At 71.4% G+C, this 12,138-nt stretch carries 10 protein-coding genes; 3 read left to right on the plus strand and 7 right to left on the minus strand.

The window, feature by feature from the left end; genetic code table 11:
• The first annotated feature begins 78 nt into the window (after positions 1-78).
• Positions 79-699, plus strand: a complete 621-nt coding sequence (locus AC5Y4Z_RS24070) for a DUF1707 SHOCT-like domain-containing protein (protein ID WP_499967419.1) — start codon at positions 79-81, stop codon at positions 697-699.
• Between the two features lie 31 nt (positions 700-730).
• Here AC5Y4Z_RS24070 and AC5Y4Z_RS24075 read toward each other — a convergent pair whose 3' ends face one another.
• From AC5Y4Z_RS24075 to AC5Y4Z_RS24105, 7 genes are all read right to left on the minus strand, one after another.
• Positions 731-1,579, minus strand: a complete 849-nt coding sequence (locus AC5Y4Z_RS24075; RefSeq protein WP_499967420.1) for an aldo/keto reductase — start codon at positions 1,577-1,579, stop codon at positions 731-733.
• Positions 1,580-1,604: 25 nt separating this feature from the next.
• Positions 1,605-3,584, minus strand: coding sequence for a vWA domain-containing protein (locus tag AC5Y4Z_RS24080; protein ID WP_499967421.1), 1,980 nt, complete (start codon positions 3,582-3,584; stop codon positions 1,605-1,607).
• Entirely contained in the window at positions 3,577-4,962 is a 1,386-nt protein-coding gene (locus AC5Y4Z_RS24085) for a sigma 54-interacting transcriptional regulator (protein ID WP_499967422.1), read from the minus strand. The genes AC5Y4Z_RS24080 and AC5Y4Z_RS24085 overlap by 8 nt, the downstream gene beginning before the upstream one ends.
• Positions 4,963-5,003: 41 nt before the next feature.
• On the minus strand, positions 5,004-6,575 hold the full coding sequence (gene purH, locus AC5Y4Z_RS24090; RefSeq protein ID WP_499967423.1) for a bifunctional phosphoribosylaminoimidazolecarboxamide formyltransferase/IMP cyclohydrolase: 1,572 nt from the start codon (positions 6,573-6,575) through the stop codon (positions 5,004-5,006).
• Positions 6,576-6,582: 7 nt separating this feature from the next.
• On the minus strand, positions 6,583-7,212 hold the full coding sequence (gene purN, locus AC5Y4Z_RS24095) for a phosphoribosylglycinamide formyltransferase (RefSeq protein ID WP_499967424.1): 630 nt from the start codon (positions 7,210-7,212) through the stop codon (positions 6,583-6,585).
• 90 nt (positions 7,213-7,302) lie between these two features.
• The gene (locus tag AC5Y4Z_RS24100) at positions 7,303-8,571 is read right to left on the minus strand and encodes a cell division protein PerM (RefSeq protein WP_499967425.1); all 1,269 of its coding nucleotides are present in this window, start codon (positions 8,569-8,571) and stop codon (positions 7,303-7,305) included.
• Positions 8,572-8,610: 39 nt separating this feature from the next.
• Positions 8,611-9,498, minus strand: a complete 888-nt coding sequence (locus AC5Y4Z_RS24105; RefSeq protein WP_499967426.1) for a DUF5336 domain-containing protein — start codon at positions 9,496-9,498, stop codon at positions 8,611-8,613.
• Positions 9,499-9,738: 240 nt separating this feature from the next.
• Between AC5Y4Z_RS24105 and AC5Y4Z_RS24110 the strand changes: the two genes are divergently transcribed.
• Together AC5Y4Z_RS24110 and AC5Y4Z_RS24115 are read left to right on the plus strand one after the other, a co-directional pair.
• Positions 9,739-10,587, plus strand: a complete 849-nt coding sequence (locus AC5Y4Z_RS24110) for an LLM class F420-dependent oxidoreductase (protein ID WP_499967427.1) — start codon at positions 9,739-9,741, stop codon at positions 10,585-10,587.
• Between the two features lie 124 nt (positions 10,588-10,711).
• Positions 10,712-12,136: a PE family protein gene (locus AC5Y4Z_RS24115; protein WP_499967428.1), complete on the plus strand. Its 1,425-nt coding sequence runs from the start codon at positions 10,712-10,714 to the stop codon at positions 12,134-12,136.
• Positions 12,137-12,138 lie beyond the last annotated feature (2 nt).

Below are 12,138 nucleotides of genomic sequence, written 5' to 3' on the forward strand. Positions count from 1 at the left end.
CGAGTCCGACCAGGGAGGTAGGTTGCAGTTTAGCCAACACACTTGCAGCAAAACTTCTACGTCGTACGCTCGTGGATGATGAGCAACCCAGCGCCGCGCGAGACCCGCGCTCCCCGCGACAACGGGACCACGCGTGACGAGGCGTCCCGCGCGGCCGACACGGATCGCATTCAGGTCGCGCAGTTGCTGGCGTATGCGGCCGAGCAGGGCCGCCTGCAACTCAAGGACTACGAAGACCGGCTGACGCGCGCCTACGCGGCGACGACGTACGAGGAGCTGGATCAGCTGCGGGCCGACCTGCCCGGTGCGATGCTGAGCCCGCGCCGGGGCGGCAAACCCAATCCCGCGCCGTCGATGCTGCTGCTGGCGCTGATGAGCGGGTTCGAACGGCGCGGCCGGTGGAACGTGCCGAAGAAGCTGACCACGTTCACCTTCTGGGGCAGCGGGGTGGTGGATCTGCGCTACGCCGACTTCACCTCCACCGAGGTCGACATCCACGCGATCTCGATCATGGGCGTGCAGAGCATCTTGTTGCCGCCCGAGGTGAACGTCGAGATCCACGGCCACGGGGTGATGGGCGGCTTCGACCACAGCGTGCTGGGCCAGGGCACGCCCGGCGCGCCGAAGGTCAAGATTCGCGGCTTCTCGCTGTGGGGCGGCGTGGGCATCAAGCGCCGGGCCCGCCGCCCGCGCGGGTAGCGCCCGACACGTTGCGCCCCAAGGCTTCCGGCTAGCCCGGCACGTAGTCGAACGTGTCCGGGTGGGGTCCCCGTCGGCCCGATTCGCCCTTGTCCAGCCCCGAGATCGCGTCCATGTCGGAGCCGTCCAGCTCGAAGTCGAACAGCTCGAAGTTGGATCGGATCCGTTCCGGCGTCACCGATTTGGGGAAGACGACGTCGCCGCGCTGGATGTGCCAGCGCAACGCCACCTGCGCCGGTGACTTGCCGCGCGCGTCGGCGATGCGGTTGATCACCGGATCGTCGAGCACCTTGCCCTGGGCGATCGGCGACCACGCCTCGGTGACGATGCCGTGCTCGCGGCCGTAGGCGCGGACCTCCTCGTTGCCGAAGTACGGGTGGACCTCGATCTGGTTGACCGCGGGGACGGTGCCGGTTTCCGCGGCCAGCCGATCCAGGTGCGCGGGTTGGAAATTCGAGACGCCGACGCTGCGGGCGCGGCCGTCTTTGGCGAACTCCTCGAGGACCTTCCAGGTGGAGACGAAGTCGCCGCCGTAGAGCGTGGGCAGCGGCCAGTGAATGAGGAACAGGTCGACGTAGTCGGATCCCAGGGCTTCCAGCGTCTTGTCGAACGCGCGTCGCGCGTCGTCGGGCTCGTGACGGCCGTTGTTCAGCTTGCTGGTGACGAATACCTCGCCGCGGTCGAGGCCGGCGTCGCGAATACCCTGGCCGACTTCGGCTTCGTTGCCGTACATCTCGGCGGTGTCGATGTGCCGGTATCCGATGTCGAGGGCGCGCTTGACGGCCGCGACGGTCTCGTCGGGCTTGATCTGAAACACCCCGAAGCCGAGCTGCGGGATGCGCGTGCCATCGTTGAGTTCGATCGTTGGCACCTTGCTCACGTCGTTCTCCTCCTTCGTCGCGGCGTTACCGGCGGCGGCGCGACCGCAGGTAGTCGCCCACCACGGCGGCGCCCAGGCCGTCGAGATCGGGCACCACGACGCGGCCCTCGACGCGCCGGGCGACCTGATCGATGAACCGGGCCAGGCCGGGGTCGTTGCCCAGCCGGAAGATCGTCACCTGCGCACCGAGCCTTGCCATCTCGTCGAACCCGCGCACGGTGTGCGCGATGGTCCGCGGGTGCGGCGGGTAGTCAAAGAACACCGCCGAGCCGTCCCCGTCGAAATCCTCCAGGTGGGCGGTGGGCTCGCCGTCGGTCACCACCAGCACGACGGGCTGCGCGTTGGGATGCCGGCGCAGGTGGCGGCCCGCCAGCGCCAGCGCGTGATGCAGGTTGGTGCCCTGCTCGTAGACGCCCTCCAGGCCGGTCAGCTCGGCGGCCGTCACCGTGCGGGCGTAGCGGCCGAAGGCGATGATCTGCAAGGCATCCGAGCGAAACCGCGTGCACACCAGGTGGTTCAGCGCCAGCGCCGTCTGCTTCATGGGCAGCCAGCGATTCTCCATCACCATCGAAAACGACGTGTCGACCAACAGCGCCACCGCGGCCTGCGTGCGGGTCTCGGTCTCCGATATCTCGACGTCGTCGACGGTGATCCGGATCGGACCGTCGTCCAGGGTGGCCGTTCCCGCCTGCCGCAGCACCGCGTTGGTCAGGGTGCGGGAGATGTTCCACGGCTCGGTGTCCCCGAATTGCCAGGGCCGGGTCGCGCCGGTCAGCTCACCCGCCGCCCCGGCGCGGCGGTGATCACGTTCACCGTGGCGGCCGGAAAGCTGTTGCGCCACATCGCGTAACGCCGTCTCCCCGAGGCGGCGCATCGCCTTCGGGGACAGTCGCCACTGCCCGTCCGAGCCGCGGTCCAGGAAACCCTGATTGACCAGCGCGCGTTCGAGTTCGGCCAGCGTGCGGGCGTCGATGGCCGCCTGGTCGCCGAGCTGGCGGGCCAGCGCGTCGAGGTCGACGTCGTCCATGGTGGCGCCCGGGTAGCTCTGCGACAGCTGCTCGGCCAGCTGCTCCAGCTCGGCGATGTCGGACAGCGCCTGGGTGCCCTCGCCCATGCCGAACGGGTTGTCACCGGAGAACTGCTCCGACCCGGTCCAGTCCTCGCCCGGGCGCGCTGCCTGTAGATGCGCGTCGAGACGATTGAGCGCGTCCATCAACGCCGGGGACCCGAATGCCTGCTGCGCCAGGGCATCCAGCTCGGCGCGCTGGTCGGGGCTGAGGCTGTTGCGGAAGCGCTGGGCGGCGGCGGCGCGCTTGGCCAGCGAGTCCAGCAGCTCCTCGACGTTGCGCGGGTTCTCCGGGAAGAACTCGCCGTGCTTGTCCATGAAGTCTTCGAAGTCCTGCTGCGAGTCTTGGCCTTTGGCGTGCTTGTCCAGCAGCTCGTTGAGGTCGTTCAGCATGTCGTTGACGCGCTGGCGGTCCTCCTCGGTGGCTCCCTCCAGCGCCTGCTTCATGCCCGCGAAGCGTTGGTCCAGCATCTCGCGGCCGAGCAAATCCTTGATCTGCTCGTACTTTTCGCGGGCCTCACCGCTGCGCCAGTTGTAGTCGGAGAGCTCCTGGACGGCCTTGGCCGGCGACGCCGGCAGCGCGTCAAGCTGCAACTCGCCGAAGCGCGCGTCGTCGTCCAGGGCGCGGGCCAGCTCCTTGCGCTCGGCCAGCACGGCCTCGTCGAGCAGCTTCTTGATCTCCTGCAGGGTGCCGTCCAAGTTGTTGCGGCGCAACAGATCCCGTCGGCGCCGGTTCGCCTCGGCCGCCAGCCGGTCGGCCCCGCGCATGTTCTCGGTGCCGCGGCGCAACAACTCCGACAGCGCCCGCCGCGGCGAGGTGCCGGCCATGACGTCCTGGCCGATCTGTTCGAGCGCCTCGCGCAGATCCACCGGCGGGGCCAGCGGGTCGGGGCCGCCGGTGTACGCCGAGTATCGCGACGAGTGCCCTCTACTACCCATAGACGGTTTGGCCCTCCCCGGACACCTTGTCGATCCGCTTGGCCAGATACAACGCCTCCAGCGCCAGTTCCAATGCCGCGGCGCGCTCGCCCTCGGACTCGGCGTGCAGCTTGGCCGCGATCTTGTCCACGACGTCCAGGCCCGGGACCGCGGCCAGCACGTCCTTGGCCGACACCCGCTCGCCCGTCGTCACCGCGGAACCGCCCTCGACCGCGACCACCAACGAACCGACGTCGATGCCGCCCAGCACCCGCGCGGCGGTGTCGGCGGTCGCGCGGCGCAGCAGGTGCTCGAGCACCGCCTGCTCGCGGCCCTCCTCGCCGGACTCGAATTCCAGCTTGCCGCGCAGCACGTCGATCACCGTGCCCAGGTCCACCACCCGGGCCACCGGGTCGGTCTCCCCCAGCACCGCGCCGCGGTGGCGGGCCGCGGCCGCGACGGTCTCGGTCGCCGCGATCGCGAACCGCGCCGACACCCCCGACCGCTGGTCGATCGAGTTCGACTCCCGCAGGTAGCGGGCGAACCGCGCGATCACCTGCATCAGATAGTCGGGCACCTGCGCGGACAGGTGGGCTTCCTGCACGATCACGCCCACCTCCGCCTCCAGCTCCAGCGGATAGTGGGTGCGGATCTCGGCGCCGAAGCGGTCCTTGAGCGGGGTGATGATGCGGCCCCGATTGGTGTAGTCCTCGGGGTTGGCGCTGGCGACCACCAACACGTCCAGCGGCAGGCGCAGCGTGTACCCGCGGACCTGGATGTCGCGCTCCTCCATGACGTTGAGCATCGACACCTGGATGCGTTCGGCGAGGTCGGGCAGCTCGTTGACCGCGACGATGCCGCGGTGCGCGCGCGGGATCAGCCCGTAGGCGATGGTCTCGGGGTCACCGAGGCTGCGGCCCTCGGCGACCTTGATCGGGTCGATGTCACCGACCAGGTCGGCGACGCTGGTGTCGGGGGTGGCCAGCTTTTCGGTGTAGCGCTCGCTGCGGTGCCGCCATGTCACCGGCAGGTCGTCGCCCAGGGTGGCGGCGCGCCGGATCGACTCCGGCGTGATCGGCCGGTACGGATGCTCGCCCAGCTCGGCCCCGTCGATCACGGGGGTCCACTCGTCGAGCAGCCCGACCAGGGCCCGCAGCAGCCGGGTCTTGCCCTGGCCGCGTTCGCCCAGCAACACGAAGTCGTGGCCGGCGATCAGCGCCCGCTCCAGCTGAGGGATGACGGTGTCGTCGAATCCCAGGATGCCCGGCCAAACCTCGTCACCTTCGGCCAGCGCCGTGAGCAGGTTTTCGCGGATTTCCTGTTTGACGCCCCGCTCGCGGTGGCCGGCGGCCCGGAGCTCGCCGACGGTGCGGGGCAGATTACTCGGTGATGGCACCACTCCACGCTACGCGGTGGGCAAAACGCTCACGCGCCGAGCGTTCAGTGGGCGAAATGCCGGGCGCCCGTCAGGTACAAAGTGATCCCGGCTTTCGCGGCCGCCGCGGTCACCTCGTCGTCGCGCACCGATCCGCCCGGGTGCGCCACCGCCTTGACCCCCGCGGCGGTCAGCGTCTCGAGGCCGTCCGGGAACGGGAAGAACGCGTCGGAGGCCGCGACCGCGCCGCGCACCCGGTCGCCGCCGCGTTCGACGGCCAGGCGGGCCGCGTCGACCCGGTTCACCTGGCCCATGCCGACGCCGATGGTGGCGCCGTCGGCGGCGATCACGATCGCGTTCGACTTGACCGCGCGGCACGCGCGCCACGCAAAGACCAGGTCGGTCAACGTGTTCGGGTCCGCAGGCGATCCGCTCGCCAGGGTCCAGTTGGCGGGGTTGTCGCCGTGCGCGTCGAGCTGGTCGCGCTGCTGCACCAGCAGCCCGCCGCTGACCGGTCGCAGCTCGGTGCCGCCGGTAAGCGGCTCGGAGGCCACCAGCACGCGGATGTTCTTCTTGCGCGTCAGCGCGTCGACGGCGCCCGGCGCGTAGGCGGGCGCGACGATCACTTCGGTGAAGATGGTGCTGACGTATTCCGCCATCTCGACGCTGACCTCGGTGTTGGCCGCGATCACCCCGCCGTAGGCGCTCAGCGGATCGCATTCGTGGGCCTTGCGGTGCGCGTCGGCGATCGACACCGACGAGATCGCGATCCCACACGGGTTGGCGTGCTTGATGATTGCCACACACATCTGTTCGTGGTCGAAGGCCGCCCGCCAGGCCGCGTCGGCGTCGGTGAAGTTGTTGTAGGACATCTCTTTTCCGTGCAGCTGCTCGGCCTGCGCCAGGCCCGGCCAGGCACCGGGGTCGCCGTAGAGCGCCGCCTGCTGGTGCGGGTTCTCGCCGTAGCGCAGCATCGCCGTGCGCCGCCAGCTGCCGGCCAGCCACTGCGGGAACGCCGTGGGCGGATGCTCGGGCGCCAGCGTCGACTCCATCCAGCCGGCGACCGCGATGTCGTAGTCCGCGGTGTGCTGAAACGCCAGCGCCGCCAGCCTTTTGCGCTCGGCGAGGGTAAATCCGCCGCCGCGCACCGCGGCGAGCACCCCGTCGTAGCCGAGCGGGTCGGTGATCACCGCCACGCTGGGGTGGTTCTTGGCGGCCGCGCGCACCATCGACGGCCCGCCGATGTCGATCTGTTCGACGCACTCGTCGATGCCGGCGCCGGAGCCGACGGTCTCGCTGAACGGATACAGGTTGACCACGACCAGTTCGAACGCCGCGATGCCGAGCTGCTCGAGCGCCGCGGCGTGCTCGGGTTTGCGCAAGTCGGCCAGCAGGCCGGCATGCACCCGCGGGTGCAGCGTCTTGACCCGGCCGTCGAGCACCTCGGGGAAGCCGGTCAGCTCCTCCACGGGGGTAACCGGAATCCCTTTGGCGGCAATGGTCTTCGCGGTTGAGCCGGTCGAGACGATCTCCACGCCGGCGGCGCTGAGGCCCTCGGCGAGCTCGACCAGCCCGGTCTTGTCGTAGACGCTGATCAACGCGCGCCGGATCGGCCTTCTTGCCTCGTCGGTGCTCATGCTGCGCTCATCCCAAGGTTGCCTTTCTTCCGACCACCGTCACGCCGCGGGTCGCGATCGCGGCCACCACGTCGACCAGCAGCTGCCGTTCGGTGACTTTGATGCGTTCGTGCAGGGTCTCTTCGTTGTCGCCGTCGAGCACCGGAACGGACTGCTGCGCCAGGACCGGCCCGGTGTCCGTACCGGCATCCACCAGGTGCACGGTACAGCCTGTGAGCTTCACGCCGTAGGCCAACGCGTCGGCCACGCCGTGCGCGCCCGGGAAGGCGGGCAGCAGCGCGGGATGGGTGTTCACAATCCGCCCGTCGAAGCGGGAAAGAAACCGTGGCCCAAGGATTTTCATGAACCCCGCCGATACCACCAGGTCGGGCGAGTGCGCGTCGGCCGCGGCGGTGATGGCCGCGTCCCAAGCGTCGCGGTCGGGGTGGTCGGCCAGCCGGACGGTGAAGGCGGGCACCGACGCCTCCCCCGCGATCTGCAGGGCCGGGCAGTCGCGGTCGGCGCCGACGGCCACGATGCGGGCCGGGTAGTCGCCGGCGGCGGCGCCGATCAATGACGCCAGCAGCGAACCGGTGCCCGATGCCAGCACCAACACCCGCGCCGGCGCACTCGGGGGCACGTGGAGCGGTTGCTGCACAACGGCGAGCCTACTGGTGCGCCCCGCCGCGCCGACTCTGCGTCCAGCGCCATGCCGCCGGGCGTGTCGCCGCGCTCAGCGCAGGCTCGATCAGGTGGGTGGCTCCTCACCCGGCTCTTCGCCGGACTCTGCCGTCGGTTCCACATCCGGCTCGTCCGCCGGCTCGTCGAAAAGCTCGGCGAAGTCCGCGGGCTCATCCGGCTCGGGTTTGGGGCGCCGCCGCCCGCGCCGGATGCCGCCGGCCATCACCACCGTGGCCCAGCCGACGACCGCGAACCAGAATAAGACGCCGACCAGCAGCGCCCCCTGGTCGACGCCGACGTGGCCGAAGTTGCCCAGCCGGCCGCTGCCGCCGTAGGCGAGCAACGACATCGCCAGCGCCCCGGCGACCGACGCGACCAGCAGCTTGGCCAGCGCCGGCAGCAGCGGCAGCGCGCGCCGGGCGCATTGCTGCCCGACGGCCACACCGGACGACGCGCCGACGATCAGCAGCGCCACCCACACCGGCCCCAGCGGCGGCGCGGGCGCCGCGGCCAGGATCGGCAGGGCCGGGACGTCGCCGCCGAAAACCGTGAACGAGCTGAACGTCGCGAAGCCGAGGTGCGCGCTGGAACCGACGGCCACCGCCGACGTGCCCACGATGACGTTGGGCGCATACAACACGGACAGCACAGTGAGACTCAACTGGCCGAATATCGAATCGGTGATCCCGAAGAGCTCCTGCATGGTCGCCCAGTGCACGACCAGCGACCCGGCGGTCACCAGCCCGGACAGCCCCAGCAGCGCGAGCACACCGGCCGTCGCCGCGCGCAGCGAATCGCCGAGCCAGTCGGGCAGCGGCGACGCCGCCAGCGCTCGCCGGCCCACCCGCGACCACACGCCGATCGCCGCGCCGATGGCGTGCACCACCAGCACGCTGGCGAACGCGCGCAACGCGCTGGGCGTCTGCAGCTCGGTGATCACCGTCGACGCGTCGTGGACGACCGCGAGCGCGATGGCGGCCAGCAGCAGGGGCCCGCCCAGCGCCGACGCGATCACCCAGCGGACCACCAGCCACGACGAGGACGGCGAGGTGGCGCGCGCGCTGCTGCGCGCGGTGGCCCACACCATCAACAGCACCGGCAGCAGCGGCAGCACGCCGAGTTCGCGGCCGCCGATCGAGATCGGCACCTGGTGAACGGCGAGCCACATGCTGGCGATGGCGCCCAACGCGCCGGTCATGTCGCTGTTGGCGATCAGCAGCTGAAGCAGCGTGACCGCCGCGACGATGCCCAATGCCACCACGGCCGGGCCGAACGCCACCCGGACGAGGTCGCGCGCCTGGCGGGCGCCCGCCGCGCTTTCTGACACCCGTGTCACTCTTGGCGCACGTGTCCGGCTACGCGCGAGAGCCCGCGGTTAGGCCGGCGCCGGTCCGGACGGGGACGACGGCGACTGCTGCTGGTCCCCGGTCTGGCTCGAGTAGTCGGCCTGGGACTCGCCGCCGCTGGACGAGGGCGGCGGACTGAAGCTGGGGAAGCCGGTGGGCGGCGTCGACGGTCCGTGCTGCTGCGCGGCCGGCTGGGGCCCCGACTGCGGGGAGGGCTGGGCGCCGAATCCGCCGGTCGGGATGGAGGCCTGGGTCGGGGCCTGGCTCGACGGATAGCCGCCGTACTGCGAGCCGCCGTACGACGAGGGCTGCGGGGACTGGTGTCCGCCGTGCTGCTGGGCACCCGGCTGACCGTAGTACGGCTGCTGCCCGTACTGCCCGTATTGGCCGTATTGGCCGTAGCCCGCGTACGGGTCGTACTTGGGGCGCGGTTTGGGCGCGGTGATGACGCCGGCGTCCAGCAGCAACGCGGCGACGGCGGCGAGCGCCTGGAGAATCGCGCACGCGACCAAAGGCCACATCGCCCACCCGATCGCGAAGCCGGCGGGCGTGTTGACCGTCTCGGTGATGGCCAGCAACGCGCCCAGCACCGCGATCACCGCGACGATCGCGCCGCGGGCGGTCGCCTTGGGCAGCAGGCCGACCCCGGCCAGCAGCGCGGCCAGCACCGCGGCGATCACCGCGAAGCCGGCGTCGCCGGCGCGTCCACCGCCCGGAGCGAGCTCGGCGCTGATGGTGAACGTCGGCCCGAAGTTCAGGAGGTACACCGCCAGGCCGAGCGCCAGCACGGCGACGTTCAAGATCAGCGGAAGCTTGCTCTCGCCGTCGTCGGTCTTCGCGAACGACGGGGTGCCGCCGGCGTAGGAGCCGCCGGGCTGCTGGGGTTGATATCCGGAACTGCCGGGCGAGTAGGTCATGGCTCCTCCTGTTGCTTCCAGTGCCGTCAAGTGCCCTAGTGGCGCCACATTGCAGAGCGACGCGGTGCGTGCCGGCGCGCCGCCTCGATAACACCTTCCCCATGCTCGCGTTGCGACGCGATCGATCAACCACGCTAGCGCACCTTCGGGCGGGCGCGCCGGGGCGACCGCCCCGCCGGCGCGACCAGCGCCGATCGCAGCCGCTTGCCCACGCAGCTAGAACACGTTCTAATTCTGGGCATGGATTACGGGCTCGTACTTTTCACCAGTGACCGTGGCATCTCGCCGGCGGCGGCCGCCAAGCTCGCCGACGACCACGGTTTCCAGACGTTCTACGTGCCGGAACACACCCATATCCCGGTCAAGCGTCAGGCGGCCCACCCGACCACCGGCGACGCGTCGCTGCCGGACGACCGCTACATGCGCACGCTGGACCCCTGGGTGAGCCTGGGCGCGGCGTGCGCCGTCACCTCGCGGGTGCGCCTGTCGACCGCGGTGGCGCTGCCCGTCGAACACGATCCGATCACGTTGGCCAAAAGCATTGCCACACTTGACCATCTTTCCGGGGGGCGGGTCAGCCTCGGCGTCGGCTTCGGCTGGAACACCGACGAACTCGCCGACCACGGGGTGCCGCCCGGTCGGCGCCGCACCATGCTGCGCGAGTACATCGAGGCGATGCGGGCGTTGTGGACGCAAGAGGAAGCCGCCTACGACGGCGAGTTCGTCAAGTTCGGGCCCAGCTGGGCCTGGCCCAAGCCGGTGCAGCCGCACATCCCGGTGCTGGTGGGCGCGGCCGGCAACGAGAAGAACTTCAAGTGGATCGCGCGCAGCGCCGACGGCTGGATCACCACCCCGCGCGACTTCGACATCGACGAGCCGGTCAAGTTGCTGCAGGACACCTGGGCGGCCGCCGGCCGCGACGGCGCCCCGCAGATCGTCGCGCTGGACTTCAAACCGGTGCCCGAGAAGCTCGCGCGCTGGGCCGAACTCGGGGTGACCGAGGTGCTGTTCGGCCTGCCGGACCGCGCCGAGGACGAGGTCGCCGCCTACGTCGAGCGCCTCGCCGGCAAGCTCGCCGCCCTCGTCTGAGGCGTAAAGATCGCGTTAAAGTCCGTCCGCCGTCTACCCCGCAAGCGGTACGCTCTGCTCTTCTCGTCGCTGGACGGGTGATTCGGGTTCGCCCGGTGCACGGTGACGTGGCGGGAGGTGTCCCATGTCGTTCGTGGCCGCATCGCCGGAGTTAATGACAACGGCGGCAACGGATCTGGCGAATATCGGTTCCACACTCCACACGGCCACCACGGCCGCGGCGGCCACGACGACCGACGTCCTGGCCGCGGGCGCCGACGAGGTGTCGGCCGCGATCGCGGCGGTCTTCGGCGCCCAAGGCCAGGCCTATCAGGCGGTCAGCGCCCAGGCGGCGGCGTTTCACGCCCAGTTCGTGCAGGCCCTCAGCGCCGGTGCGGGCTCGTATGCCTTCGCCGAAGCGGCCAACGCGTCGCCCCTGCAGACCATCGAACAGGACGTGCTCGGGGCCATCAACACGCCCACCATGGTCCTGTTCGGGCGCCCGCTGATCGGCAACGGCGCCAACGGCGCACCGGGCACCGGCCAGGACGGCGCGCCGGGCGGGTTCCTGATCGGCAATGGCGGCAACGGCGGGTCCGGGACGAACAGCGGCGCCGGCAATCCCAACGGCGGGCGCGGCGGCAACGGCGGTGCCGGCGGCCTCTTCGGCATTGGGGGGACCGGCGGCACCGGCGGTCAGAGCAACGTCGCCACCGGCGGGGCCGGCGGCACCGGTGGGGCGGCGGGGCTGTTCGGTGTCGCGGGCGCGGGTGGGGTGGGCGGCACGGGCACCACCGGGGGCGCCGGCGGGACCGGTGGGGCGGGCGCGCTGTTCGGCCTTGCGGGCGTCGGCGGCGCGGGTGGCGTCGGGGCCGGGCTGGGTGGCAACGGCGGGGCCGGCGGGCTGGGCGGGTTGTTCGGCATGGGCGGCGCCGGTGGTGCCGGCGGAACCAGTTTCACCGGCAGCGGCGGCGACGGCGGGCCCGGCGGGGCCGGCGGATTCATCGGGGTCGGCGGGACCGGAGGCGCAGGCGGGACCGCGGGCAGCAACGGCGCCGCCGGCAACGGCGGGGCCGGAGGATTCGGCGGGGCCCTGGTCGGTTTCGGCGGCGCCGGCGGCGCCGGCGGCTCGTCCCTGAACAGCATGGGAATGAACAACGGCGGCAACGGCGGGGCCGGCGGCGTCGGCAGCTTCCTCTTCGGGTTCGGTGGCCCTGGAGGCCCGGGCGGTCCCGGGACCAACGGCGGCCTCGGCGGGGCGGGCGGCCACGGCGGAATGGTGGCCGGCGATGGCGGGGCCGGCGGGTCCGGCGGGGCGGGCAGCACCATCGGCGGTACCGGCGGCACCGGCGGCGACGCCGGAACGATCTTCGGCTCCGGCGGTCCCGGCGGCGACGGCGGCGGCGGCATCTTCACCGGCAAGGGCGGCAACGGCGGCAACGGCGGCAATGCCGTGCTGATCGGCAATGGCGGCAACGGTGGCGGCGGCGCGGTCGGCACGACGACGGGGGCCGGCGGCCAGGGCGGGGCCGGCGGGCAGCTGCTCGGCCTCAACGGGCTACACGGGTAACG

The sequence above is a fragment of the Mycobacterium sp. NGS63 genome (assembly GCF_059812295.1).